Raw genomic sequence first — 23,957 nt, 5'->3', positions numbered from 1 at the left:
AGGATGTTGGCGCGCCTTGCCGTCGTCCTTTGCGCTTGCTTGCAAGCGGTTGCCTCCACAAGCTCTTACGCGGGAAAAATCGAGACTGCCGTCATCGTCCATGTGATAGACGGCGACACGGTGGTGGCGCTTATAGGTAAATCCAGGCGCAAGGTGCGGCTTCTGGGAATTGACGCTCCGGAAAAAGAGGGACCGTACACCCGATGGGAGCCGATGAGCCGGGAGGCGCGGACGCGGGTGGAGGAACTGGCGCTGCATAAAACCGTGGAGCTTTCATATGGCGGCCAGACGCGGGAGGACAAATATGGCAGGCTTTTGGGCTACGTCACGCTTCCCGGCGGAACAGATTTGAACGAAACGCTAATCCGGGAAGGGCTGGCCGAAGCGTTCCACAAGTTCCGCCATGAGCGGCGGGAACGGTATCACCGGGCCGAGGCGGAGGCAAAATCGGCTTGCAGGGGGCTTTGGAGCATGCGCCCGCCATGCGCCGGGGTTGTTCAGTAATCAATCCCCTTTTGCGCTGGTATCCCTTTTTTCATCGGGTGCTTTATCTCCTCCATCCGGGTCACCATGTCGGCAAGCTCGATAAGCTCGTCTGGCGCGCCACGCCCGGTCAAAATCAGGTGAGTCCCCTCGCGTTTTGCAGCGATGGCCCGCTTTAAATCATCCAATGTCACAAGCCCTTTTCCGAGCGCATATAGCGCTTCATCCAGCACCACCATCCCGAAAAGCCCCGATTGAAGGTCGGCAACGGCCATTTCGATCCCAGCCTGCGCCGCTTTTTTATGTTCTTCGGGCGGGTGCTTGTCCAACCATGTGAATCCCAGGCCGGCCTGTACTATCTGAAGCTCCGGGGCCAGCTTCTGGGCCAGCGCCATTTCGCCAGTCGAGGCATCCGCCTTGATGAACTGGATCACCTTGCACCGCATCCCGTGGCCCAATGCGCGCATGACCGCGCCGAGGGCGGCGGAAGTCTTCCCTTTTCCGGGACCGGTGAATATCACAGTCAGCCCTTTTACATTCTGTTCGCTCACGATATCGGCTCCATGACGCGGCGTTTGACGCCGGTTATTTCGATGATTTTGTCCGTGTCCACATGCTTTGTAAAATGCTCCGCCAGTCTATCGTACTGCCGCTCCTTGTGCGTGGCGGCGGAGGATTCCGCAAGACCGGCCCAAGCATCCGGATTTATCCCGAGTAAAAATCCACGCCGGAAAGCAGGCTCGTCAAACACTCCGTGGATATAGGTTCCCCACACGCGTCCATCGGCGGACATGGCCCCTTCAGGCCGCGCCGTTCCGTCCGGAAGGATCATTTCTATCGGGCTGGCCGCTCCAGCCGCCACTTCCGTGATCCCCATGTGGATTTCATAGCCCGTGATATCAAGTCCCCCTTCAACCCACCTTGCCCGGACCCGTTCAAGGCGTTTTTCCCTCTCAAGCGTGGTGCGCGCATCAAGCAATCCAAGTCCGCGCGTGGAGCCCGGCTTCCCTTCAACTCCATGTGGATCGTTCACGGTCTGGCCGAGCATTTGATATCCGCCGCAAACACCGATTACCCGCCCGCCGGTTTTCGCATAATCGCCGATGATCTTTTCCCATCCGGCTTCGCGCAGCCAGTCAAGATCGGCGATAGTGCTTTTGCTGCCGGGCAAAATAAGAACGTCAACACCATCAAGGGAACGGGGCTTTGAAAGGTATGAGAGGTTGACGGATGGTTCACGCATAAACGGCGCAAAATCGGTGAAGTTGGATATCCTCGGCAACCGTATCACCGCAATGTTTATTTTTCCCGCGGCTGTGACGGAGGGAGGATCAACTATTGTCTCCAACGTGACGCTGTCTTCAGGGTCTATGTCCATATCCTGCAAATACGGCAGCACACCGAGCACCGGAACGCCGGAACGCCGTTCGATAAAATCAATACCGTCGCCGAAAAGCGAAACGTCCCCACGGAACCTGTTTATTATCACACCAGCTACCATAGCGCGTTCCGCTGGCGAAAGAAGGTCCAGCGTCCCGATCACCTGTGCGAATACGCCCCCCCGGCCGATGTCCGCCACCAGCAACACCGGCGCGCCGCATGCAATGGCTGTGTTGAAGTTGGCCAGGTCGTAGTCCTTGAGATTCATCTCCGCGCAAGATCCCGCCCCCTCGATCACGATTACATCATGTGCGGCGCGAAGCTTCTCCAGGCTTTCTTGCGTTTTGGCGAAAAGTCCGCTTCGTTCCTTCCTGAAATCGGCGGCGGTGGCGGAGCCTATCACCTTGCCGTGAAGGATCATCTGTGAGCGGCTGTCGGTTGATGGCTTTAATAAAAGCGGGTTCATGTCCACAGTGGGCGCTATCCCGGCGCATTCGGCCTGCACCGCCTGGGCCCTTCCGATCTCGCCGCCGCCGGCCGTCACGTATGAATTGTTGGACATGTTCTGAGCCTTGAACGGCGCCACGGAAAAACCAGTGTTGCGGAAAACACGGCAAAGCGCGGCGGCCACAACGCTTTTGCCCACGTCGGAAGCGGAGCCGAACACCGCCACGCAACGCGCCTTACCGTCCATCGAGCCTGGCTTTCATAAGGGTCTCCTTCACCGCCGCCACAAGATCGGCCACAGTCGAAAACGCCTCAGCTTCAAGCTCCGGACGCTTCACGATGACCATGTCTATCCCGGCGGCCCTCGCAGATTCTATTTTCTCCGGCACACCCCCCGCCGCGCCGCTGTCCTTGGTAACGATCACGCCGATGCCATGTTCGCGGATCACTTCCAGGTTTTCCTCGACGGTGAACGGGCCACGGGCATAAATCACCTTCGCGTCCGCCAGGCCGGCCTTTTTCACCGCATCCTCCGATTCGGCGTGGGGCAGGACGCGCGCCACAAGCTTTGTGCCCGATGTTTGAACCGCCGCCACGTATGGCCAAAGGTTGCGCGATCCGGTGGTGAGCAAAACGGCTTTCCCAAGCCCGGCGGCTATTTGCGCCGCATGTTCGTGATCATCGGCATAGTGGATTTTATCGTAATCGTACTTCGAACCGGGCCGCTCCAGCCGGAAATACGGGATTACCGCGTTTTTCGCGGCGTTTTTCGCGGTATCGTGCGCGGCCGTTGCGAATGGATGCGCCGCGTCCACCAGGGCCGCAACGCCATTTTCTTCGATCAGCTTTATAAAGCCGGTCTCCGAAAGCCTGCCAGTCCTGCGGGTGACGCCGGGGCCTTCGCCAATGTCCAATTCGTTGTCCGTCGCCATGGAGACAAGCGTTTCAAACCCGGCCTCCATAAGCGCCGTGGCCACGGACTTGGTCTCCGACGCTCCGCCCAAAAGGAGTATCAAAACCGTTTCCCCCTGTATCCGCGCGGCGTGACGAACCAGCCGCCGATATTTTTCGATTCGCTCGAACCGATGATCACGATTGTCATCATGCCTATGTCCTCCGCCGTGAACCGCGCAAGGTCGGTGACGACGATCCGCTCCTCGCCATCGTAGCCCACGCTTGTGCACACGCCGACGGGTGTTTCGCCGGGCCTGTGCTTTCTGAATATTTCCGCCGCCTCTTCAAGCTGTTCCACCCGCTTTTTGCTTTTGGGATTGTACAGGGCCGTCACCATGTCCGCTTCGGCCACCGCTTCCAGCCGCTTGCGGATCGCTTCCCATGGGACCAAAAGGTCGGACAAGCTTATTGTGGCGTAATCGAGCATCAGCGGCGCGCCAAGCCTTGCTCCGGCGGCGGACGCGGCGGTGACTCCCGGGATTATTTCGATGGGCAGGTCCACACCATCTTCCTGGGCAAGCTCTATGGCAAGGCCGGACATGCCATACACCCCAGCGTCGCCGGATGAAATCAGCGCCACCGATTCCCCTTCTTTGGCAAGCCTTAAAGCTTCACGCACCCGCTCGGTCTCCTGCGTCATGCCGGAGGAGACCAGGCGCTTGCCCTCCGTCAGGCCGGCCACGTTGTCCAGGTATCTTTTATATCCCACCACGGCGGAGCATTGGCCGATGGCCATCTCCGCCCTGCGGGTGCGGTCCAGCGGCCCGCCGGGGCCTATTCCAACGACGAACAGTTTTCCCTGGCCAGCGCCACCGTCACGCCGCCGTACTTCCTCTTTTCCAGTATTAATGATGTCCTCCTTCCCGCCAAAAGCGCGGCTGGCTCCGCCACCGCAGGCAGGTTCACGCTTTGTTGAACAAATTTGGAACGCGAAAACTCGCGCCATGTATTCCTTATGTCTTCCGACGGGATGAACCGCAACGGCGCGCCAAGTTCACGCGCCGCCTCGATGAGCCCCGCTTCGTCCGATTTCACGTCCGCCGAGGCGATCACACGCACTTTTTCAATCCGCTCCCCGGCCTCCTCCAGCGCGCTTTTCACCGCCGCCACTATCGCCGCGGCCTCTTTGCCTTTCCGGCATCCAACGCCCACAATCAGGTTCTTCGCCGCGTCCGTGGATGTGGAGATCACAGGCTCGGCCCCGATAATGTTCGAAACCTGGACGGCGAGGCCGTTGGCGCCTCCTTCGTGGCCCGATAGAAGGCTGACAGCATATCTGCCGCCGATGTCCACCACCACCACCGCCGGGTCGGTCTTTTTCCCGCTGATATGCGGCGCGATGGCGCGGACAACCGCTCCACAAGGGGCTATGTACACTAGGCCGTCATGCTTTTTGAAAATCTTTGCGGTAAGCTCGACCACCCGCGAAAACTTTTTCAGCCGCCCATCCGCTCCGTCCACTTTCTCGTGTATGAACCCGGCGGCCCCGGGAATCGCGTCCAGCAAGCTGGCCGCCAGTTTCCCTCCCTCGCGCGAAAGCGTTATCACCGCCAGTTTCATCGTCACTCCCCGCCCTTGCGGTATCCGTGGGAAAATTCGGGAGCGTACAACCGCGACACCGGGATATCGCGGGACAGCGCCCAGCCCACGATCACCATCGCTGTCCTGCTGATCCCGGCCGATTCTGTTTTGTCCGCGATGTCCGCCAAAGTGCCGTTGATGATCCGCTGGTCCGGCCATGACGCGCGGCTTACCACCGCCGCCGGGCAATCGCCGCCATAATGGACGGCAAGTTTACGGGCCGCCTCCTTCAACCCCTGAACTGAAAGGAACAGGCAAAGCGTTGCTCGGGTGGCCCCCAATGCGTCCAAATCCTGTTCATCAGGCACCGGCGTGCGTCCGGCGGTCCTGGCCAGTATCACCGTCTGCGAAACTTCCGGAGCCGTCAGTTCCAGATTCAGCGCCGCCGCCGCCGCCTGGAACGAGCTGACCCCGGGGATCACCTCGTATCCGATTTGCAGTTTGTCCAGTTCGTTCATCTGTTCGCGGATGGCGCCGAAGATGGAAGGATCGCCCGAATGGAGGCGGACAACGTCAATCCCCCCTTGGGCGCATCGCTTGAACACTTCCACTATCCGCGTAAGGTCCATCCCCGCCGAATCATGCCGCTCGGCGTCGGCCGGGAGAAGCGAGAGAACCTCCGGGCTCACCAGCGATCCGGCGTAAACGCAGCATTTGCAGTTTTTCAGCAATTCGACGGCGCGCACGGTGAGAAGCTTCGGATCGCCCGGACCGCCACCCACGAAATAGACTTTCATCTCAACTCCCCTTTCGCGCGTGGACCAGGATGGTGGAAAGATATCCCGCCTCCGGTTCCTCGTTTTTCAATTTCGCAAGGTCCGTCTCTATCCTTTCCCCCTCAAGCCCGGCGTAGGCGGCGAACACCGCGCCGTCCAAGGCCCCGGCGTTCTCGATGGCCTCTATTATCGAACCAAGCCTTTTGCCCACCTTCATCATCACCACCGTCCCGCCGCCGTTAAGCGCCGCGCGAACGGACGAAAGATCGTCCGCCGCAGGGACGATGGTGACAAGCTCCTTGCCTTCGCCCACCGGGAAATTTGTGAGCGCCGCCGCCGCCGAAAATGCCGTCACCCCCGGCACTGTGACTATCTTCGCCTCCGGCGCCACCTTGCGCAACGCCCGCACCAGATAGATATATGTGGAATACAGCAGCGAATCGCCCAGCGTCACGAAGAGCGCGTCCGCCCCGGTGGAAAGCGTCTGGGCGATTTTCGCCGCCGATTCGTTCCACTTTTGCTCAAGCTCCTCCTTGTCAGTCACCATGGGGAACACAAGCTCTTCTATCACGGCTTTGGGATTCACATATCGCTGGACGATGGCGTACGCCACGCTTTCCGACTTCATCCGCGCCTTGGGGACGAAAAGGCGGGAACATTCCCCCAAAAGCCTCGCGCCTTTCACTGTGATAAGCTCCGGGTCGCCCGGGCCGACGCCTATTCCATACAAAGTTCCGTAACTCATTCCAATAGCTCCCTGTTCACAAGCAACGCCACAGTCATGGATGCGGCGTTGTATTTTGAAAGCTCGTCCGGCGGCATCGCGGTCACCTTTTCGCCGGGCAGGGTCAGGTTTTCGCAGACAATAAGCCCCTTCCCGGCGCCAGCCCGCGCGGCCATTTCAGAAATCCACCGGACCGAGCCCGCCGCTCCGGCCAGTATCGCGATTTTCGGCGAATCCAGAATCGCCGCAAAGTCCCCATCCGGGATTTTGTCGTGGGCGGTGATGATTTTAGCGTCGGTCCAGTCCAGTCCGATTTTCGCGAAAGCGCACTGGACGGAGCTGACTCCCGGAACCACGTCGCACGCGTGCATCCCGAATTTTGCGATGATAAGCCGCGCCATGCTCCGGACACCCGGATCGCCGCTCACCAGCGCCGCCACTTTCTTAGATTCAAACCGCGAGGCGATGGCCTCGATTGTCTTGCTTGTATCGCCTCCAACACAAATTCTCTCGGCGCCGTTGACCGGAAAAAGTTCCAAAAGCCTCTCCGAACCGATCAGGCATTCGGCCTCCATCGCCTTTTTCCTCGCCGCCGGTGTGATGTAATCTTCCCCGCCGGGACCGCAGCCGATTATCGTTATTTTGTTCATACAAGCCACCGCGCCAAATCGCCAAAACTTCCCAGCATAACGCCCTTCATGTCAAACAACGCCGCGGCCACGGGGAATCGCCCTTGCACCCGGACTGATATGGCGGCGGCGACATTTTGGGCAAGTTCGTCCGCCACTATCTTTTTTTGTTCCGGCGATAGCGATTCGAAAATCCCCTCCACCGTGTTCAGATCGGACATCGTCCGGCCCGTGATATTTTCCGCCATCGCAGCCACGATCGGCGCGGCGGATCCGGAGCGCGACGAATGCGTGTCCCACCATCCTTCGGTGAGCTTGGCAAGTTTTCCCGGATGCCCTGCCACCAGCGCGGCCTCAAGCGGGGCCTGCGCCGCAAGGTCAATCATGAAACCCCACTCGTTGCTCACTTCAATCACATTTTCACGCCCCACACCGAATTTCTCCAGCGCGGCACGCGTCCCGATATTGCCCGCTGTGAAAACAAGATTCCTGGCGCCATTGGCCACCGCCACGTTCAACTCGCATCGGAGTGTCTCCTTTATCGCCGGGTGGCTGTATGGCCTCACTTTCCCCGTCGTGCCCAATATGGAAAGGCCGCTGACCACGCCAAGCCTGGGATTGAACGTATTCCGGGCGATGGCGTCACCACCCGGGATGGATATGGTCACCTTGACCGCGCGTTTGGTTATTTCACGCACCGCGTTTTCTATCATCCGCCGTGGGACAGGATTGATCGCAGGCTCGCCCACCGGTATTTGCAGCCCTTTTTTCGTGACCGTGCCCACCCCCTCCCCGGCGGCGAACTCTATGCCCTCTGCGTCACTCCACTGTGCGCACGCTTCCACAAGCGAGCCGTTGGTCACGTCCGGATCGTCACCCGCATCTTTTATCACGGCGGCGGTGGCGCGCGATCCGGCGATGGAGCATCGTTCCACCGCAATGACGGCCCTTCCACCGTCCGGCATGGGAATTTCCACGTCAGCCGGCGCGGGCATACCCGCAAGGACGGTCACCGCCGCTTTTGCCGATGCGGCGGCGCACGCCCCGGTGGTGTAACCTTCGCGCAGGACTAAGTTCATGGCAAGGCGCCCTCCGGCCTGTCCAACGCGCTTTCCGGTAAAAGCTCCAGAATCCTGCGCCGCGCCTCTCCGATAGTCAGCGGAAGGTCGGCGAATGAAAGGCCATCCTTGATTTCCAATTCGCGCATAAGCGAGGCGACATAAGGCAGCCGCAGCCCTGCGCGGTCCAGCAGGTTCCCGTCCGTCAACGCCACTCGCATCGGGCCGTCGGTCATGATCTTTCCCTTGTCCAGTATCATCACCCTGCTGGCGAACAGTGGAATCATGTCCACCGAGTGAGCAGCCATCACCACGGTGACGTTTTTGTTCCGGTTAAGCTCGCCGATCAGGCGCATGATGGAATTTTCCCCTGCTGGATCCAGCCCGGCGGCTGGTTCGTCGAGCAGCAGGATGGACGAGCCCATAGCAAGGACCCCGGCGATGGCCACCCGTTTTTTCTGGCCGTAACTCAGCTCGGCCACTCCCCTGTCCATAAGGTGGGCTGCGTGGACAAGCTCCAGCGCTTGTTTCACCCGTGCCATGACGGTATGTTCGTCCAATCCCATGTTGCGCGGGCCGAATGCAACGTCGTCGGCCACGGTCATGGCGAAAAGCTGGTCGTCCGGGTTCTGGAACACAACGCCGATGCGAGTGTAACGCCGGTCGTTGGGAACGGATTTCATGTTTTGCCCTGAAAGGAGCACGTCTCCCTTGCCAGGTTCAAGCAAACCGGCAAGCAGTTTTATGAGCGTGGTCTTTCCCGAACCGTTGGCCCCCATCACGGCGGCGAACTCCCCCTCGCGCAGGTCAAAGTCCATCCCATGGATGATTTCCGGCCCGGCGCCATACGAATACGCAAGGCCCCGGACGGCCATGACGATATCCTTGCTCATAGTGACCCCCGGGAAAGCATGAAAGCCAGACAGACTCCCGCAAGACCTGTGGCGATTTGAATGCGAAGCCGCGCGCCAAGGGGTGGCAGCTGGCTCATAGGCATGCTGCCGTTGTATCCCCTCGCCAGCATGGCGTCGTGGGTCCGTTTCGCCGCCCCAGCCGCGTGGAGGATCACCGCGCCGGACAAAATTCCCGCCGAAGAAATGGTCCTTGCGCCGCCGCCGTAGCCTAGCCGGGCTTTCTGAGCCGATGCCATCTCCCTTGCGGTTTCGAGGATCGTAAACGTCTGCCGCGTCATTGTCACCGCCAGTTCGACAAGGGCCTGCGGTGTTTTGAGCCACTTTAGCGCCATGAATATCCCCCGCGCGGACACCGCCGACGACAATAGCATGAAAACGGACACGGCCCCCGCCATCCGCGATGCGGTGAGCAGTCCGGAGTTGAGACCCTCCGTTTTGATGGAGACAACCATCCCTAAAATCCGGGACGACCACAGCGGCGTTGCGCCCGTCATCAGCGATTGCAACGCAAGAACCATCGCAGCCATGCCCAGCGGCCCGGCCATGCGCCGCGCGGTCTTTCGCCATGGGACACCGGTCAATGGCATCACCGCCCACGACAAAGCAAAAAAGCAGAGAGAAAACAGGGGTGACGCGGACGCGGTCATCGCAAAGATCGCCGCAATGGCCAATATGAGCCCCACCCGAGGATCAACAAGCTGCGCTCCGCGCGCGTCCAGGTCAGGCAGGTTGTCAGGCGTCACCGGCCCGCTCCTTTTTTCGAGGTGGGAAAAGCTCCCGGTAGAAATACCCGAAAACGAAACCCCCCGCAACTCCCGCCACAAGGAAAAGGAACAGAGGCAGGTCTCCTTCCGCCGCCCAGGAATTCCATCCTGAAGGCTCCCTGCCGGCGGCGGCGGCGAACTTCTCGATCACGCCTTTGTCCACCCCCTCCCATTTTTGCGCCTGCGAAAGCGCGATGTATAGCGCCATAATTTCTTTCATATCCGTTGCTCCATCCGCGCCGGAGCCTCCGCAAGCTCCGGCCTTCGCTCCATGATGAACCGGTATGCCACAGAGGTCATGATTCCCTCCATCACTCCCAGAGGTATTTGCGTGGGGGCGAACGCCGTGATTATCGCTGTGAACATTGCTGTGAACGGCCCATCGCCGGAAAGCGCCGTGGCAAGCTCGAAAGAAGTTGTGGCGTAGGTGGCCCAATCCGAAAGCAATCCCGCCATGAATGCCGACACAGTCAATGACAAGCCAACGCGCCGTGAAACTGTGAACGCCAGGTAGCCTGTAAAGCCGCCGGCTATTCCCATGGACACAACATTCGCCCCAAACGTCGTAATCCCCCCGTGGGCCAGAAAAAGCGCTTGCAACGCAAGCGCCACCGACGCAACCGCCACCGTGAGCCTCGGCCCGATGAGCAAAGCGGCAAGCCCTGTGGCGCACGGGTGCGAGCATGAACCTGTGACCGGTATGGGTATGGGCATGCACGAGATCACGAATATAGCCGATCCCACAAGCCCCACGAAAGGCTTTTGCGCCGAAGAGGCGCTTGCCGTATCCAGGGCTTTCGCCCCCCATGCGATGAACGGGACCGCCGCGATCCACCATAGCGCCGCCCATCCTGCGGGAAGTATCCCGTCGGCTATGTGCATGGCGTGTGCGGGGCCGGATGCGGCCACAACAATAATTGCCGCCAGCGCGGCCACCGGCGCCGATTTTTTAATGATGGTGTCCATGGCCGCAATCATGTTTTTCCTTGAATCTTTTCGCCTCGCAAGGTGACATGGGGACAAACTCCATGTCCCCCGGAGGCAGCGGATATTTTTCGCGCGGCTCAAGCCTGATGTCCCGCACGTCATCCCTGCCCCATGACGACTCGATCCGTTTTTTCACGATCTCCACAATCGAATCGTCGTATCCCAGATGCTCGCCGAAAATCACTTTAACGCCGGGATGTTTTGCGGCCTGCTCCTTCATCATCTCCGGAATGTCCAGCCGGGTGTGAAGCCCAAGGTGCAAAAAATACGGGATCAACGCCACTTCCACAGCGCCGGCATTGACGCATCTTTCCAGCGTTTCCGGGAAATGCGGCCCGAGCCGGGACATGTAGCATGTCTCCACAATGCCGGACGTCCCGCTCTTTCTTAGCGCCTCGGCCACTTTCTCCATTCCGTCCCCCGCGCCCGGCACACGGCTGCCGTGCCCCATCAATATTACCGCCTTCGTTTTATTTTCTGTCACGCCGTCACCTTCTTTCTTTCCACCGCTATTGAACATAGCGAGTGGATAACGCTCACCGCCAGCGGGCTGCCGCCGAACCTGCCGCTCAGTGTTATGTGGGGAACGCCAAGGGCCATAAGTTCCTCCTTGCTCTCCACCACGTGAACGAAACCCACCGGCATCGCTATCACCAGCCGTGGCCTCACGCCCTCTTCGATTATCATGCGGTTAAGCTCCAGCAGCGCCACCGGCGCGTTGCCGAACATGGCTATCCCGCCGTCTGTCATCTCCTTTGCCTTGCGCACGGCGAAAAGGGACCGGGGCAGCCCCGCCTTTTTCGCCTCCGCCGCCACGCCCGCGTCCGCCACGTGGCAGGCGATTTTCTCCCTTGTGTAGCCGGGATTGACCGCCTTGAGCCTGTCCACGGATATCCCGCTTCGTATCATGTTCGAATCTACGTATATACCCGCCCCGTCCGAAAGCGCCGCCACCGCCGAGTCCACCGCGTCATCCGAAAAGCGTACGTCCCGCGCCAGCGCGAAATTGGCGGTGGTGTGTATCATCCGCCGCACTATCACCCAATGTTCCGGCGGAAAACCATGATCCGGCAATTCCGCGTCAATAGCGGCAAATGAGCGCGACTCGATTTGCTCCGGGCTCACGGGCGATTCGTATATGGAATGTATCAGCGCCTTTTCCCCTGTTGTCCGGCCGTTCATTAAAGCCCTCCGCAGCTTGATATGAAAGCGTCCATGGCCGCCCTGTTCGACGCCAAATGAGTGTGTACATAGCTGGCAAGGAGCTTTCCGTTTGCAAAACCGTCCCCGGACGTTTCATCGCGCCCCTTTCGTTTCAGGCTGTATGCGGGCCAGCCTTGCGCGCCGGATGGATCGCCGTCAATTTCCGAATAATGGAACCGGTGCCCGCGCAAAATGGCGCCGGACTTTCCGAGTATCGAATCGTTTTCCAGTTTTGCCTCCACATAGCCTAACGACCTGTATTTGTCCCGCATCCTTGTCCATGCCGGCAAAATGCCCGCCATGGGGCGTTCCTTGCCGTCCAGCGTCCTGATCCCCCGGGAAAGGTACATTAGCCCCCCGCATTCGGCGTAGAGCGCCCCCTTTTTGTCCAAAGCGAAACGCCGCACATCTTCGAGCATGCTTTCGTTGGCGCAAAGCGCTTCGGCATGTTCCTCCGGATAGCCTCCGCCCAAATACAGGCCGCCGATCCCTTCCGGCAAATTGTTGTCCGACAGCGGTGAAAACGGGACGATCTCCATCCCGCGCCGCGCCAACTCGTCGAGCGTGTCCTGATAATAGAAATGAAACGCCTCGTCCCGCGCCACGCCGATCCTTACCCATTTTGACGGCTCGCTTTCATGCGCCGATATGGCGCCGGGCCTTGTTATCCGCGTCAGGTCCAATGCTTTGCCGATATCGCAATGCTTCTCTATCGTCTGGATGAATGATTCAATGACTACATCGTCAAGACGGGCCTTGCCCCCGCTTATCAGTCCCAGATGCCGGGAAGGCAACGCCGGGAAAGCCCCTCTTGGTATCGCCCCGATCAAAGGGGGTAGCGACGCTGCCGCCAGCGCCTCGCGCAGAATCTCGCCATGGCGTTGCGATCCGCAATTGTTGGCGATCACCCCGGCGATTTCCACTTCCCGCGAAAAATTCGCAAAACCGCCCACCAGCGCCGCCACGGAGCCCCCCATCCCCTTGGCGTCCACCACCAGGATCACAGGCGCGCCGGTAAGCATCGCCGTCTGCGCCGCGCTTCCGCCGAGGGAGGCCGGGCCGTCCCCGTCGAAAAGCCCCATCACCCCTTCGGTGACTGCCGCCTGCGTGTCCTGTGTTTTTGCGGCGAAAAGGGAGCGCACATAGTCCTCCCCCATCATCCAGCCGTCCAGGTTGTAGCACGGCCGTCCGGACACGGACGCAAGATACTGCGGGTCAATATAGTCCGGCCCCACCTTGAAAGTCTGGACGGCAAGGCCACGTTTTTTCAGCGCCGCGGCCAGGGCCAGGGATATGGAGGTCTTTCCGGCCCCGCTGTGGGTGGCGGAGATGAGCATAGCGGAAAAATCACCGTTCATCTTGCCCACCTCCGCCAAGCGGCTCTTTGTTTAGCAAGCCGGCAAGCTCTTCCGGGCATGCGGCGGCGTAACTGTTGCTGTGGACAATTGACGCAAGTGGAACGCGCGGGAGCCAGCCTGATGTCTCCAGCATCGGGCGAACCGGAAACTCTTTTGCGTAGCCGAGGCAAAGATACGCAACCGGCTCCATCCGCCGCGGGATGTTTAACATATTCTTCAGTTTGTCAGGCTTCAGGATGCTGACCCAGCCCACGCCAATGCCCTCCGCGCGGGCCGCAAGCCACAGGTTTTGAATGGCCGCGCACGTGCTGTATAAATCCGTGTCACGGATAGTGTTGCGCCCAAGCACCGGCCCGCTTTGGCGTTCCCGGTCGCATGTTACGCAGATATTGACCGGCGATTCCATAATCCCTTCCAGTTTGAAGGAAAGATATTGTTCGCGCCGTTCGTTTGTGAAAGCAGAGGCGGCGGCAAGCCGCTCTTCCTCCACATGGGCCCGTACCCGGGCTCGCAAATCCATGTCGTCCACCAATATAAAATCCCACGGCTGCATGAAACCGACGGATCCGGCGTGATGGGCGGCGGATAATATTCTGGCGAGCTTGTCCAGGGGAACCTGGTCCGGCAGGAAATGACGGATATCGCGCCGCCGCAGTATGGCCTGATAAACCCCCTTGCGCCAATCCTCCGGGAACTCGTGGCTCATGCCAGGCTCCAGCGCAATGCGGCCACCTTATGCGGCAAAGGGAACACGGATGAAAAACAAGCCTGTGACGGCATCAATAATCTCCCCTGTTTCTCGAGGGTTGTCACCACAATGTTCGACGGCCGGTATTCTGGCTTCCGGATCGTCCTACTTGCCTCGCCTTCCCGTCCATCTAAAGACAGTGGCAATTTTGAGGTTTTCGTCCCCGGTTACAGCGGCGGACCCGCGACGGATTCAAACCGTCTTCCCGTTTATGCCTGTCAAGGCCACCTGCGAACCTTTAACATATATACAATCGCCGGGCCGTCATTTCAACAGATATTTAACGCTATTTTCCCCTTGGAGCGCGGGCGTCCCGCCCGCATCTTCCTGACGCCGCTTCGATGGCGGCGTTACCGCCCGGCGGGGTGATACCGCCTCAACCGGGCGGGACCCGGTTTTAATGTCAGGCCCCGTGTTACAATTCATATTTTAAAGTGGGCTTAAAATGGACTTCATTAAAATGCGTTTCGCGCCGGCGATCTGCGCCGCGGCGCTGATCGCCTCGTTGTTCCTTTCCACAGGGGCGATGGCCCTTTTTGAGGGGACGGACGAAGAGGCGCTGGGCCGGGAAACGGACAGGGAAATAATCCACGCATACGGGCTGTATGAAGACCCGAAGTTGCAGGAATACGTTCAAAGGGTCGGCAAGCGGATCCTTTCGAAAATGGGGGATCAGGAATTCGAATTCCACTTCAAGGTGGTGGACGACGCAATGGTGAACGCCTTCGCGCTGCCCGGGGGATATATCTATGTCACACGCGGATTGCTGGCGACGCTGGACTCGGAGGCGGCCCTGGCAGGGGTGATGGGGCACGAAATCGGCCATGTCATCGGGCATCACTCCGTAAAGCAGATGAAAAAACAGATCGGCTCCGCGCTTTTGACTCTCGGCGGGCTGGCTTTGAGCGAGGAGGCGCGCAAGAACGCCTCGGCGTGGGTCACCGTTTCCACATCACTTTCCCAGCAGATACTGCTCGGTTACGGGCGCGATATGGAAATCGAGTCCGACCAGGTGGGGCTTATGACCTCCTATGACGCCGGATACGATCCCGCCGGAATTGTGCAGTTCCTGGGCTCGTTAAGGACGATAGAGCGCCTGGGGGGGCACAGCTACCATGGATTCCAGGCCACGCACCCGGACACAGTGAGCAGGATTATTGAGGCGGAGGGGAAAAGCGAACTTCTCAAGGCGCGCGATGGATCGCTGAATATTTACAGAGACAGGTACCTGGACGAGATAGAGGGATTAAAATACGGCAAGCCTGCGTGGCGGGGAAAGACCCTGCCGCCGTATGTGGTGCATATCTATACGGTCAAAGAGGGGGACACGTTCCGCGCTATCGCCAAAAAGATCAGCGGCGACGACGGCATGGCGATGGAGACCGCTTCCATAAACGCCATGGAGGTCAACGCGCCCATTAAGCCCGGTTACAGGATAAAAACGTTAAGCCCCGTGAAGTCCACGAGCGCGGTGCTTCCAAAGGAGGAGAAGAAAGATGAAATCGGCGTTGGAACTGGCGATGGAAAAGGCGGAGAAAATCCAGGGGGGAGCGGCAAAAAAACTGACGGGCGCCCAAAAGGGAAAAATCGCTGAAATCCGGAGCAAGGCCGAGGCGAAAATAGCCGAGGAGCGCATAATGCTCGACGGCAAGCTTGGCAAGCTGCGCGGTCATCCGGAAGGCCAGGCGGCGGCGGAAGAACTTGAAAAAGGTTTCTTAGCCCAGAAAGCTTCCATCCTGGAAGGCGCGGAGCGCAAAATCGAAAAAATCAGGGGCGAATGATCTGCGCCCTGGAGGCCAATAAAGTTAAAGTGCGCCGGACCTTGCGCCCTTTCTAGCAGAACGCCAGGTAGTAGACGGTGCTTTCCTCTATCCTGTTTGGAGCCCAGCCCCATCCGGCGAAAGGATCTGTCCCGCCATATGGAACGTACATAAAATAGCCCATTTTCCCGTTTGGGTGGCAGGTGTAGGCGTAGAAAACGTACGCTCCTCCGATATTCCAGGAGACCGTCAGCATTTTTACGCCGTTGCTTATCTTTACGTCCGAAAATCGAGAGTGTTGGGCAGGCCCGGTCTGCCACGTGCTCCAACTGCTTCCGGACCCGGCGTTTATCACGGCGTTGCGGAACTGGGTCATGTCGGACTTGGCCGTGGTGTCATAGACCCTTTGTCTGTAACTGTTAAATTGAGGGATGGCTATGACGGAAAGAATCCCAATAATTGACACGGTGATCAAAAGTTCCACCAGTGTGAAACCCGAGTCTCCCCTAATGCCCCTTGTCCAGGATGACATGATAATCCCTCACAGAAGTGTTAGCTTATTCTAATCGAAGCCACCGTGCGGCGGTTGGACATTTGTCTATCAAGGGCCACGAAAAAGACACCAGTTGATTACAATATGTCCGAATTTTTACAGATATGCTAACACACATCGCATATCACCTGCTATTTAATTCAAGCGCCCATCGGTTGGCCTAATAATTTCTTCAGCTTTTCAATTGCCTTCGCCCTGTGGCTTATTGAATTTTTCGCCTCCAGCGGCAGTTGGGCCATTGTCTTGCCATATTCGGGGACTAAAAATATCGGGTCGAATCCGAAGCCCTGATCTCCCTCCTGTTTTGTGTGAATCACTCCTTCACAGGTGGCCTCAACGAGTTCCTCCCGCCCGGAGGCACTGTCAACGAACGCTATGGCGCACACATAGCGGCATGCGCGGTTTTGCGTTCCGGCCAGTTTTTCCAGAATTTCCGCGTTGACCTGCGCATATGGCCTGTCACCGGCGTATCTGGCGGATTTTACGCCAAGCTCTCCGGGCATCGCGGCTATTTCAATCCCGGAATCGTCGGCGACGGTTGGCAGGCCGGTCCGCTCCGCGATGGCGCGGGCTTTTATAAGGGCGTTCTGCGCGTAGGTATCGCCATGCTCCTCCACCTCCGGCGCTCCCGGGATATCCTTAAGAGAGACGAAAACCATGCCCGTCCCCTCGAAGGCATGGTTGAACTCCCGCAATTTTCCTTCATTGCGCGTGGCGAGAATGATTTTTTTCATGGGCATATGATATCAAAGGGAAATTGAAGTATCATTTACGAAAAAGAGGACGGGTGGCATGGACTGGTTTGACCAGACCGTCAGGGAATGGTTTTTGCCGTTTGTGAAGGAGTGGTTTGTCCAGATCGCCGCGGCGATATTGCTGTTTGTGGCCGCCGCCTTCATCGCCACCGCCAGAAGGCGCAGGGTGATTTTCAATGAACACCTTGTCCTCCTTGGCGCCCCGCCACTTCTGGGGGGAGGGACTTTTTCACCGATGAAACGCGAGTGGCCGTACAAGGGCCACCGGGCGCTTTATATCGTCAACTCGGTTGAGGACGAGGACGATCCGAATGACACCTCCATCACGATCTTCCATCAACGCCCGCTGAACATCGGCCTGAGGCTTTCAAACCTGGCCGGGGTGCAGCTACAAAATGTCAGCGCCGCGCTGAAGCCTGTTTTCTCTCCAATAATCAAAGCGGCGACGGCCACATATGGACATGAGGCGATTCCCCTTTCAGAGTCGCTTGAAAAAAAATTCGCAAGGGCATGGGCGACAGACAGCCGTTCCGCCGCCGCTATCTTGGGGTCGGACAATGCCGTCAAGGCGATTGACGATATGCTGGCCATGCTTGAACCGGCCCGCGCGGAACTTAAGATAGACGACAACGGCGTCACAATGAAACTCATGCCGTCTGTGGAGCTGGGAGCGATCTATCTGGACAAAGCCGTTGAATTGAGCCGGGCGATAACGTCGTCCATCAATCTTCCTCCGGAGCCGCCGCCAAAACCCTGGCAGGACAAGGTCCTGCGGGTGGCGATTTACGCGCTGCTGATCGCGACAATAGTCATCGTCGCGATCAGCATTATCGAAGGGCTGGGATTGTTGTGACCTGATCGCCTCACCCTTGCCCGGTGGCGGCCCGGTGAAGCTTCACTTCCACTTTCTCGTCGAGCCCCTTGTAATATTCCTGGAGAATTTTCAACACCTCGGGACGTGAGAATTCCTTCGGTATCTCCCCTCCTTCGGACAGTGTCTTGCGCAGCATCGTGCCGGAGAGAAGCAACCGGTCGTCCTTGCCGTGAGGACAGGTGCGCATGCTGGCCATGCCGTCGCATTTGAAGCACCAGAACGTCCAGTCTATCTTGAGTGGCTTTAGCTCCAGCGCGTTCTTCGGTATCTCGTCGAAAATCTTGTGCGCGTCGAAGGGGCCATAGTAATTTCCCACACCCGCGTGGTCGCGTCCAACGATAAGGTGGGAGCAGCCGTAGTTCTGCCGGAAAACCGCGTGCAACAGCGCCTCGCGCGGGCCGGCGTAGCGCATCTCCATCGGATAACCGGCCTGGATCGCCGTGTTCTTGACGAAATAGTTTTCCACAAGGGCGTTCACAGCGCGCACCCGCACTTCCGCCGGGATGTCCCCGGGCTTGAGTTTGCCGACTAGCTGGTGGATTAAAAGCCCGTCGCACACCTCTATGGCCACTTTCGCCAGGTACTCATGCGAGCGGTGCATCGGATTTCGCAGTTGCAGCGCCGCCACTGTGCTCCATCCCCGTTCCTCGAAGGCTTTGCGGGTCTGGGCGGGGGTCATGTACACGTCGCGGAACATTTCCGGATAATAGCTCTCCGACAATACCTTCACGGGCCCCGCCAGGTTCACATCCCCCTGCGCCATCACCTTCTGCACCCCGGGATGCTCCGGGTCGGTGGTCTTGAACACCGTCATGCACTCATGGGCCTTGTTGATGAGATATTTCTCGGTGATCAACATCGTCCCCATTATCTGGCCGGTCTCCTCGTCCACCAGGGCCACTTCCTGGCCTTCCTTGAGCGAGGCGGAGCGCTCCTCTGAAATGGAAAGGGTTATCGGTATGGGCCAGAAAAGGCCGGAAGCGGTGTGATACCCGTCGCACACCCCCTGCCAGTCGGCGTGGGTCATGAACCCAAACAGCGGGGTGAACGCGCCGATTCCGAGCATTATCAGGTCGGAAGTCTCCCGCGAGGTCATGACGACTTTTGCGAGCTTTTCCGCCTTTTTAAGCTCCTCGTTCCTTTTTTCCCCCTGCAGCAAGAGCGGCTTCAGGCCGTCGCCGCCGTGCGGATTAACAAGACTGGCCATGTTTATATCTCCATTTCGAAAGTTTTATCACGCCGCCCCCGCGCGCTCCCGCTGGATCATTTTCGCGTGGACGAGCGCCGTGAACCTGTAGAACATGTGGGCGAACTTGGAGAACGGGGCGTACACAAGCAATGCGAACACGAACACAAGGTGTATGTAGTAAACGCCGAATCCCAGCGCCGCGACGTTGACCACGCGGAACAGCTCCGCCATCACCCCTGTGATGATTGTGGCGAAAAGGATGAAGATAAAGTGGGAGTCGTAATAGCCCGTCACCCCCACCTTCTCTTTTCCTGCCCCGTATCGCCGGGAGATTATCAGCCACACCCCCGCCGCCGCCAATATTGCGCCGATGTTGCCGATAAGTTTTACGGTCAACCGGGCGGGGTGGGAAAGCGCTATCTCGTGGTACTCAAAGCCGGTGATTCCCAGCTTGTACGCCCAATATAGCGCCGCCACAGACCCGGTGGTGATTATCAGCAATATGAATCCGTACATCGTCATAAGGTGCGCCGTGAACCTTGGCGCGTTGGCGATGCATTTGGACATCTTATCATGCCGCCCAACGCCGATAGCCGCCGCAATCACCGCCGCCACAAGCGAGCCTTTTGCCGGGTTGGCCGCGTTCAGCTCTTTCCAGAACCGCGTTATTCCCAGATAAGCCGCCACCGCCGCAAGGCCCACGGCCGGCAAAAAGGCCAGGTCCACCGCCACCTCGGGCATCATGTTTATGTACAGCATCGGCTCCATGCCCATAAAGCCGGGCTTGGCCCCTATGTAAATGAATCCGTATATCCACACCATCGGGAAGATGAAAAGCAGCGGCAGACTCGCGGGGCTTGCCAGCAGCCGCCCCATGAAGCCGAATCCGGAGTAATGGCTGAACATGATGTTGCGCACCGCCGCCAGCACGTCGCCCGGCTTGGCGCCACGCGGGCAATGGACCGAGCAGTCGTTGCACTGGTGGCAGAGCCACACGTCCCCGTCGGCCAGCAGCCTCTCCTTCAATCCCCATTGCGCCCAGATCATTTCTTTGCGCGGGAACGGCTCTCCGTCCGGCGATATCTCGCACACCACGGAACAATTGCCGCATTGAAAACATTTTTTCAGCGTGGAGCCTCCGTTGTCCATTATCCTCTGGACGAACCCGGCGTCCGGCTCAATCACTGGCGCCTTGATGTCAGCCATGCGTGGTCACCTTGGTCCTCAAAATCCCTTGTTGGGGTTGGGTTCGAACTTGCGCAGCGTCTCCATGAAGCTGTTGATTATCTCCGGCACGCGGTGGTATTCGTTGATCGCAAGCGATTCCACCCGGATCCGCTCCGGCTCGAGCATCATGCGGTTTAGAGTCTCGGCCACCTTGCTCATCCGCGTGGCGGCAAGCTCCGAACCTTTCACGAAATGGCACTGGTAATCGTCCCCGTGCTTGCAGCCGATCATGAGGATCCCGTCCACCCCGGACGCCAGCGCGTCGGCTATCCACACAAGGTTTGTGGAGCCCAAACAGCGAAGCGGGATCACCCTTAGCTCCGGATCGTACTTCATCCTCATGATCCCGGCCATGTCCACAGCCGGCATGGCGTCGTTCTCGCATATGAAGGCAAGCGCGCGCAGCTTGCCGGAGAACTCATCGGGTATCTCCATCGCCTTTATCATCGAGGCGACCATTGGCACACTGTAATTCTTGAAGCTTATGATGCGCTCCGGGCATGCCCCCATGCACACCCCGCACCGGCGGCAGCGCGTGGGATTTGGCTTTGGCGTCCCTTTCTCGTCCTCGTCAAGGGTACCGAAGGGGCACTCCTCCGTGCATCGCTTGCACTGGGTGCAGCGTTGCAGAAAGAAATCAGGGTAACTCGTGTCCCCGGCGCGCGGATGAACCGCCCTTCCCTGCCCGGCCAGCGTGACGCATTGCACAGCCTTTAGCGCCGCTCCCGCCGCGTCGGCTATCGCGCTTGCCATGTCCTGCGGATGGCGGACGGCCCCGGCGGCGTATATGCCGGTGCGTTGGGTCTCGTATGGGAAACATATGAAATGGCTGTCCGGGAATCCGTACTTCAAGTCCGGCAGTTCGGAGCCTTTGCGGTATGTCAGGTTCAGGATTGGCGCCTTGCCGATCTTGAACCGGTCGCGGTCGGTCATCTCGCCGGCGGGCTTGTCCACCGTAACAGTGGGATCGAAAGTGGCCGGGACCATCCCCACCGCCAGCACCACAAGGTCCGCCTTCACCCGCACGGCCCCGCCGAGCAACGTGTTTTCAGCGGTGACATACAGATGCTCCCCCTCGCGCTCCACTTTCGTCACGTCCCCTTTTGTCAGGAACACTCCGGGGTCCTGCTGTATCTGCTTGTAGAAAAGTTCGCTGGTTCCCGTGGTGCGTATGTCCTTATATATGATCGTGGCGGAGGAATGTTTGTCCAGATCGCGCAGGTACGCCGCGTGTTTTAGCGACACCGCGCAGCAGACCGAAGAGCAGTACGGCAGATGACTATCGTCCCGCGACCCGGCGCACTGGATGAACACCACGTTTTTCGGCGTTTTCTTGTCCGATGGGCGGAAAACCACCCCCCTGCTTGCCATCTCCTCGAACTGCACGCTGCTTATCACGTCCGGCAATCCAGCGCCAAGATGCGTAAGCTTTGAAACGTCATACGGCTTCCACCCGGCAGCAAGGATCACCGCGCCGGCCCGGGCGGTGGACTTGGCGCCGTTGGTCATAGCCACGTCGAACATCCCCGGCGCGCCGGAAATGGACTCGATGGTGGTGTTCAGATGGATGGTGATGGAAGGGTCTCGCTCCACGTCTTTCACGCGAAGCTCTATGTCGTTCTCCTCCAGGCCGGTGTATGGATGCTGCTTCGGGAGCGTCTTGCGGAAGACGTTCGCCCACCCGCCAAGCTTCCCGGTCTTTTCCACCAGGTGCACCTTAAATCCCGCCGCCGCCGCGTTTTTGGCCGCAGTAAGCCCGCTGATTCCCCCGCCGATGACCAAAACAGACCGTTCCACCGGGTCCGGATGCGGCGCCGCAAAGTCCATCTCCTTCATCTTCGCAAGGCCCATCCGCAGATAGTCCTGCGCCAGAGCAAGCGTGTCCCCATTGCCCGGCTCGTGGCTCCAGGCCACCTTTTCGCGTATATCAACACGGTCGAGCAAAACGTCCGGGCCGAAGTCGAACACATCGTAGTTGACGCGCGGGGAGCACGCGGCGATGACAACCGCGTTCACCCCGCCGTTGGCGATATCATTTTTTATAAGTTGAGCCCCGGCGCCGTCGCACAGGAACGGATGTACTTTGCAGACCGGCGCCTTCATCTCGCCGGTGGCTGTTTTCTCAAGGGCGGCCACGTCCAGCGCCTCGCCGATCCCGCAGCCGGAGCAGATATAGACACCGGTTTTTTTCACGAGCCTGGTTTCGTCCGCCATGATTACCTCGCCACTCCCGCCTGGAAAGCCTTGAGGGCCACTCCTGTGGCGTCCTGTATGGAGCTTGTCACGTCCATCGGCCGCTTGGCCACCCCAGCCGAAAAGATGTTGCGCTTTAACTGAAGTTCATCCGGCATAAAGCCGCTCTCGTCCACGGCCGCCACGTTGTTGGCCCCGCTCTCCGGCTGCATCCCGGTGGCGAGGACCACCAGGTCGCACGAAACCCTCATCTTGCCCCCGCCCAGGATGTCCTCGGCGGTGACGACGGCCTTTCCGTCCGGCGACTCTTCTACCTTGGCCACTTTGCCCTTGATCACTTTTATCTTGGGGTCTGCGGCGACCTTTTTATAAAAATCCTCATACTTGCCCGGGGCGCGCAGGTCTATATAGAAAATATAGACCTCGCTGTCCGGATATTGTTCGCGAACATATGTGGCCTGCTTTAACGAGGCAAGACAGCAGACCGACGAACAGTATGGCAGATGGTTTTCGTCCCGCGATCCGGCGCATTGGACAAAGGCCACGGTTTTCGCCGGTTCGCCGTTGTCACGCCGCAATATCTTGCCGCCTGTGGGGCCGTTTGGCGCGGCGATCCGCTCCATCTGGACGTTCGTTATCACGTTTCTCACCGCGCCGTAACCCAGGTTTGCGATTTTTGAGGCGTCATACGGTTTCCAGCCGGTGGCGTACACAATGGAGGAGACGGCAAGCTTCACCGTCTCAGGCGCCATTTTCAAGTCCACCGCGCCGTACTTGCAAGCCTTCACACACTCCCCGCACTGCTCGCCTTTGCACACGCTCATGTCTATGACATATTTCATCGGCATGGCCATCTGGTGGGGAAGGTATATTGCTTTCGTCTGGCTCATCCCGGCGTTGAAAACGTCCGGCCGGGAGACGGGGCATACTTTCACACAGTCGTCACAGGCTGTGCATTTGTTGTTCACGTATCGCGGATTTGTGCGGATCGTTGCCTCGTAAGCCCCGGCGTCGCCGGAAACGCTTTCCAATTCCGACATGGTAAGCACGGTGATGTTGGGGTTTGACCGTATCCTGCGGAAATTGATTTCCGATCCGCAAAGAGGCGGGCACAGCTTCGGGAAATACTTGTTCATCCGGACCACCCTGCCGCCCAGGAAGGCTTCACGCTCGACAAGATAGACCTTCCGGCCGCACTCCGCCGCCTCCACGGCCACGGTCATGCCCGCGATCCCGCCGCCGATGACAAGGATGGAGTTTTGCATTTTTTTGCCTCGTCATTCTTAGGCCAGAAATAACGAACGTCCTTAATGGGACGGATCAGGAGTCAATCCCTTTTTTAGTTGAAACTCCCGGCATGACCGTCACGCCGCTTTCACCATTATCTTCCCCGCCAGAGCCCGTTTCATGATCTCACGCAGTTCTGGCAGGTGTTTATAACCGCTCACTTTCCTCAACCT

Annotated in this window: 25 protein-coding genes, 1 pseudogene and 1 riboswitch; of the genes and pseudogenes, 4 read left to right on the top strand and 22 right to left on the bottom strand. The window is 58.9% G+C overall.

Annotated elements, in window-relative coordinates:
* Positions 1 to 3 precede the first annotated feature (3 nt).
* The gene (locus tag HZB29_00930) at positions 4 to 504 is read left to right on the top strand and encodes a thermonuclease family protein (protein ID MBI5814156.1); all 501 of its coding nucleotides are present in this window, start codon (positions 4 to 6) and stop codon (positions 502 to 504) included.
* On the opposite strand, the gene cobO is transcribed toward HZB29_00930, so the two are convergent.
* From cobO to bluB, 16 genes and pseudogenes are all read right to left on the bottom strand, one after another.
* Positions 498 to 1,037, bottom strand: a complete 540-nt coding sequence (gene cobO, locus HZB29_00925) for a cob(I)yrinic acid a,c-diamide adenosyltransferase (GenBank protein MBI5814155.1) — start codon at positions 1,035 to 1,037, stop codon at positions 498 to 500. The two genes, HZB29_00930 and cobO, sit on opposite strands and share 7 nt — an antisense overlap.
* Entirely contained in the window at positions 1,031 to 2,557 is a 1,527-nt protein-coding gene (locus tag HZB29_00920; GenBank protein MBI5814154.1) for a cobyric acid synthase, read from the bottom strand. Before HZB29_00920 ends, cobO begins: the two co-directional genes overlap by 7 nt.
* Positions 2,547 to 3,326 carry a precorrin-6A reductase gene (gene cobK / locus HZB29_00915; protein MBI5814153.1) on the bottom strand — a complete coding sequence of 260 codons (780 nt, stop codon included), beginning with the start codon at positions 3,324 to 3,326 and terminating at the stop codon, positions 2,547 to 2,549. The genes HZB29_00920 and cobK overlap by 11 nt, the downstream gene beginning before the upstream one ends.
* Positions 3,323 to 4,000: a precorrin-3B C(17)-methyltransferase gene (gene cobJ / locus HZB29_00910; GenBank protein MBI5814152.1), complete on the bottom strand. Its 678-nt coding sequence runs from the start codon at positions 3,998 to 4,000 to the stop codon at positions 3,323 to 3,325. Before cobJ ends, cobK begins: the two co-directional genes overlap by 4 nt.
* A gap of 38 nt (positions 4,001 to 4,038) precedes the next feature.
* On the bottom strand, positions 4,039 to 4,824 hold the full coding sequence (locus HZB29_00905; protein ID MBI5814151.1) for a cobalamin biosynthesis protein: 786 nt from the start codon (positions 4,822 to 4,824) through the stop codon (positions 4,039 to 4,041).
* A gap of 2 nt (positions 4,825 to 4,826) precedes the next feature.
* Positions 4,827 to 5,582 carry a precorrin-4 C(11)-methyltransferase gene (cobM, locus tag HZB29_00900; protein MBI5814150.1) on the bottom strand — a complete coding sequence of 252 codons (756 nt, stop codon included), beginning with the start codon at positions 5,580 to 5,582 and terminating at the stop codon, positions 4,827 to 4,829.
* A gap of 1 nt (position 5,583) precedes the next feature.
* Positions 5,584 to 6,306, bottom strand: a complete 723-nt coding sequence (gene cobI / locus HZB29_00895; GenBank protein MBI5814149.1) for a precorrin-2 C(20)-methyltransferase — start codon at positions 6,304 to 6,306, stop codon at positions 5,584 to 5,586.
* A complete protein-coding gene (cbiE, locus tag HZB29_00890; protein ID MBI5814148.1) occupies positions 6,303 to 6,935 on the bottom strand; it encodes a precorrin-6y C5,15-methyltransferase (decarboxylating) subunit CbiE in 633 nt (210 codons plus the stop codon). The genes cobI and cbiE overlap by 4 nt, the downstream gene beginning before the upstream one ends.
* A complete protein-coding gene (gene cbiD / locus HZB29_00885; GenBank protein MBI5814147.1) occupies positions 6,932 to 7,993 on the bottom strand; it encodes a cobalamin biosynthesis protein CbiD in 1,062 nt (353 codons plus the stop codon). Before cbiD ends, cbiE begins: the two co-directional genes overlap by 4 nt.
* Positions 7,990 to 8,865, bottom strand: coding sequence for an ATP-binding cassette domain-containing protein (locus tag HZB29_00880; GenBank protein MBI5814146.1), 876 nt, complete (start codon positions 8,863 to 8,865; stop codon positions 7,990 to 7,992). Before HZB29_00880 ends, cbiD begins: the two co-directional genes overlap by 4 nt.
* Complete coding sequence (locus tag HZB29_00875; GenBank protein MBI5814145.1) at positions 8,862 to 9,629, bottom strand: hypothetical protein; 768 nt, start codon at positions 9,627 to 9,629, stop codon at positions 8,862 to 8,864. The genes HZB29_00880 and HZB29_00875 overlap by 4 nt, the downstream gene beginning before the upstream one ends.
* Positions 9,619 to 10,616: pseudogene (locus HZB29_00870) on the bottom strand (energy-coupling factor ABC transporter permease). Before HZB29_00870 ends, HZB29_00875 begins: the two are co-directional and overlap by 11 nt.
* The gene (locus tag HZB29_00865; GenBank protein MBI5814144.1) at positions 10,600 to 11,157 is read right to left on the bottom strand and encodes a CbiX/SirB N-terminal domain-containing protein; all 558 of its coding nucleotides are present in this window, start codon (positions 11,155 to 11,157) and stop codon (positions 10,600 to 10,602) included. Before HZB29_00865 ends, HZB29_00870 begins: the two are co-directional and overlap by 17 nt.
* On the bottom strand, positions 11,118 to 11,819 hold the full coding sequence (locus tag HZB29_00860; GenBank protein ID MBI5814143.1) for a precorrin-8X methylmutase: 702 nt from the start codon (positions 11,817 to 11,819) through the stop codon (positions 11,118 to 11,120). The genes HZB29_00865 and HZB29_00860 overlap by 40 nt, the downstream gene beginning before the upstream one ends.
* Entirely contained in the window at positions 11,819 to 13,177 is a 1,359-nt protein-coding gene (locus HZB29_00855) for a cobyrinate a,c-diamide synthase (GenBank protein ID MBI5814142.1), read from the bottom strand. The genes HZB29_00860 and HZB29_00855 overlap by 1 nt, the downstream gene beginning before the upstream one ends.
* Before the next feature lie 10 nt (positions 13,178 to 13,187).
* Complete coding sequence (gene bluB, locus HZB29_00850) at positions 13,188 to 13,904, bottom strand: 5,6-dimethylbenzimidazole synthase (GenBank protein MBI5814141.1); 717 nt, start codon at positions 13,902 to 13,904, stop codon at positions 13,188 to 13,190.
* Positions 13,905 to 14,006: 102 nt separating this feature from the next.
* A riboswitch (cobalamin riboswitch) is annotated at positions 14,007 to 14,193 on the bottom strand.
* A gap of 198 nt (positions 14,194 to 14,391) precedes the next feature.
* Between bluB and HZB29_00845 the strand changes: the two genes are divergently transcribed.
* Both HZB29_00845 and HZB29_00840 read left to right on the top strand, forming a co-directional pair.
* Positions 14,392 to 15,540, top strand: coding sequence for a M48 family metalloprotease (locus HZB29_00845; GenBank protein MBI5814140.1), 1,149 nt, complete (start codon positions 14,392 to 14,394; stop codon positions 15,538 to 15,540).
* Positions 15,443 to 15,727, top strand: a complete 285-nt coding sequence (locus tag HZB29_00840; protein MBI5814139.1) for a hypothetical protein — start codon at positions 15,443 to 15,445, stop codon at positions 15,725 to 15,727. Before HZB29_00845 ends, HZB29_00840 begins: the two co-directional genes overlap by 98 nt.
* Positions 15,728 to 15,779: 52 nt before the next feature.
* On the opposite strand, the gene HZB29_00835 is transcribed toward HZB29_00840, so the two are convergent.
* On the bottom strand, positions 15,780 to 16,217 hold the full coding sequence (locus tag HZB29_00835) for a pilin (protein ID MBI5814138.1): 438 nt from the start codon (positions 16,215 to 16,217) through the stop codon (positions 15,780 to 15,782).
* A gap of 182 nt (positions 16,218 to 16,399) precedes the next feature.
* Complete coding sequence (gene rdgB / locus HZB29_00830) at positions 16,400 to 16,993, bottom strand: RdgB/HAM1 family non-canonical purine NTP pyrophosphatase (GenBank protein MBI5814137.1); 594 nt, start codon at positions 16,991 to 16,993, stop codon at positions 16,400 to 16,402.
* 58 nt (positions 16,994 to 17,051) lie between these two features.
* On the opposite strand from rdgB, the gene HZB29_00825 reads away from it, so the two are divergent.
* Positions 17,052 to 17,867 carry a hypothetical protein gene (locus HZB29_00825; protein ID MBI5814136.1) on the top strand — a complete coding sequence of 272 codons (816 nt, stop codon included), beginning with the start codon at positions 17,052 to 17,054 and terminating at the stop codon, positions 17,865 to 17,867.
* Between the two features lie 10 nt (positions 17,868 to 17,877).
* On the opposite strand, the gene sat is transcribed toward HZB29_00825, so the two are convergent.
* Genes sat through HZB29_00805 form a run of 4 tightly spaced genes read right to left on the bottom strand, consistent with a single transcriptional unit; the run spans position 17,878 to position 23,762 of the window.
* Positions 17,878 to 19,095: a sulfate adenylyltransferase gene (gene sat, locus HZB29_00820; GenBank protein ID MBI5814135.1), complete on the bottom strand. Its 1,218-nt coding sequence runs from the start codon at positions 19,093 to 19,095 to the stop codon at positions 17,878 to 17,880.
* A 27-nt stretch (positions 19,096 to 19,122) separates the two neighbouring features.
* Positions 19,123 to 20,283: a quinone-interacting membrane-bound oxidoreductase complex subunit QmoC gene (gene qmoC / locus HZB29_00815; GenBank protein ID MBI5814134.1), complete on the bottom strand. Its 1,161-nt coding sequence runs from the start codon at positions 20,281 to 20,283 to the stop codon at positions 19,123 to 19,125.
* An 18-nt stretch (positions 20,284 to 20,301) separates the two neighbouring features.
* A complete protein-coding gene (locus HZB29_00810) occupies positions 20,302 to 22,518 on the bottom strand; it encodes a hydrogenase iron-sulfur subunit (GenBank protein ID MBI5814133.1) in 2,217 nt (738 codons plus the stop codon).
* A gap of 2 nt (positions 22,519 to 22,520) precedes the next feature.
* Positions 22,521 to 23,762 (bottom strand): CoB--CoM heterodisulfide reductase iron-sulfur subunit A family protein, encoded by a 1,242-nt coding sequence (locus HZB29_00805; protein MBI5814132.1) that lies wholly within the window; start codon positions 23,760 to 23,762, stop codon positions 22,521 to 22,523.
* Positions 23,763 to 23,957: the final 195 nt, after the last annotated feature.

Source organism: Nitrospinota bacterium (assembly GCA_016235255.1).
In the GTDB taxonomy this organism is placed as follows: domain Bacteria; phylum Nitrospinota_A; class UBA7883; order UBA7883; family JACRLM01; genus JACRLM01.
The sequence above is the reverse complement of the archived record's forward strand: the minus strand, read 5'-3'. Positions and strand labels throughout refer to the sequence as shown.

Excerpts from the sequence above, each read along its gene's own strand:
- HZB29_00930 (MBI5814156.1), top strand. The coding sequence starts at position 4 with ATGTTGGCGCGCCTTGCCGTCGTCCTTTGCGCTTGCTTGCAAGCGGTT.
- HZB29_00920 (MBI5814154.1), bottom strand. The coding sequence starts at position 2,557 with ATGGACGGTAAGGCGCGTTGCGTGGCGGTGTTCGGCTCCGCTTCCGAC.
- cobJ (MBI5814152.1), bottom strand. The coding sequence starts at position 4,000 with ATGGCCATCGGCCAATGCTCCGCCGTGGTGGGATATAAAAGATACCTG.
- HZB29_00905 (MBI5814151.1), bottom strand. The coding sequence starts at position 4,824 with ATGAAACTGGCGGTGATAACGCTTTCGCGCGAGGGAGGGAAACTGGCG.
- cobM (MBI5814150.1), bottom strand. The coding sequence starts at position 5,582 with ATGAAAGTCTATTTCGTGGGTGGCGGTCCGGGCGATCCGAAGCTTCTC.
- cobI (MBI5814149.1), bottom strand. The coding sequence starts at position 6,306 with ATGAGTTACGGAACTTTGTATGGAATAGGCGTCGGCCCGGGCGACCCG.
- cbiE (MBI5814148.1), bottom strand. The coding sequence starts at position 6,935 with ATGAACAAAATAACGATAATCGGCTGCGGTCCCGGCGGGGAAGATTAC.
- cbiD (MBI5814147.1), bottom strand. The coding sequence starts at position 7,993 with ATGAACTTAGTCCTGCGCGAAGGTTACACCACCGGGGCGTGCGCCGCC.
- HZB29_00880 (MBI5814146.1), bottom strand. The coding sequence starts at position 8,865 with ATGAGCAAGGATATCGTCATGGCCGTCCGGGGCCTTGCGTATTCGTAT.
- HZB29_00865 (MBI5814144.1), bottom strand. The coding sequence starts at position 11,157 with ATGTTCAATAGCGGTGGAAAGAAAGAAGGTGACGGCGTGACAGAAAAT.
- HZB29_00860 (MBI5814143.1), bottom strand. The coding sequence starts at position 11,819 with ATGAACGGCCGGACAACAGGGGAAAAGGCGCTGATACATTCCATATAC.
- HZB29_00855 (MBI5814142.1), bottom strand. The coding sequence starts at position 13,177 with ATGCTCATCTCCGCCACCCACAGCGGGGCCGGAAAGACCTCCATATCC.
- bluB (MBI5814141.1), bottom strand. The coding sequence starts at position 13,904 with ATGAGCCACGAGTTCCCGGAGGATTGGCGCAAGGGGGTTTATCAGGCC.
- HZB29_00845 (MBI5814140.1), top strand. The coding sequence starts at position 14,392 with ATGGACTTCATTAAAATGCGTTTCGCGCCGGCGATCTGCGCCGCGGCG.
- HZB29_00840 (MBI5814139.1), top strand. The coding sequence starts at position 15,443 with ATGAAATCGGCGTTGGAACTGGCGATGGAAAAGGCGGAGAAAATCCAG.
- rdgB (MBI5814137.1), bottom strand. The coding sequence starts at position 16,993 with ATGAAAAAAATCATTCTCGCCACGCGCAATGAAGGAAAATTGCGGGAG.
- HZB29_00825 (MBI5814136.1), top strand. The coding sequence starts at position 17,052 with ATGGACTGGTTTGACCAGACCGTCAGGGAATGGTTTTTGCCGTTTGTG.
- sat (MBI5814135.1), bottom strand. The coding sequence starts at position 19,095 with ATGGCCAGTCTTGTTAATCCGCACGGCGGCGACGGCCTGAAGCCGCTC.
- qmoC (MBI5814134.1), bottom strand. The coding sequence starts at position 20,283 with ATGGCTGACATCAAGGCGCCAGTGATTGAGCCGGACGCCGGGTTCGTC.
- HZB29_00810 (MBI5814133.1), bottom strand. The coding sequence starts at position 22,518 with ATGGCGGACGAAACCAGGCTCGTGAAAAAAACCGGTGTCTATATCTGC.
- HZB29_00805 (MBI5814132.1), bottom strand. The coding sequence starts at position 23,762 with ATGCAAAACTCCATCCTTGTCATCGGCGGCGGGATCGCGGGCATGACC.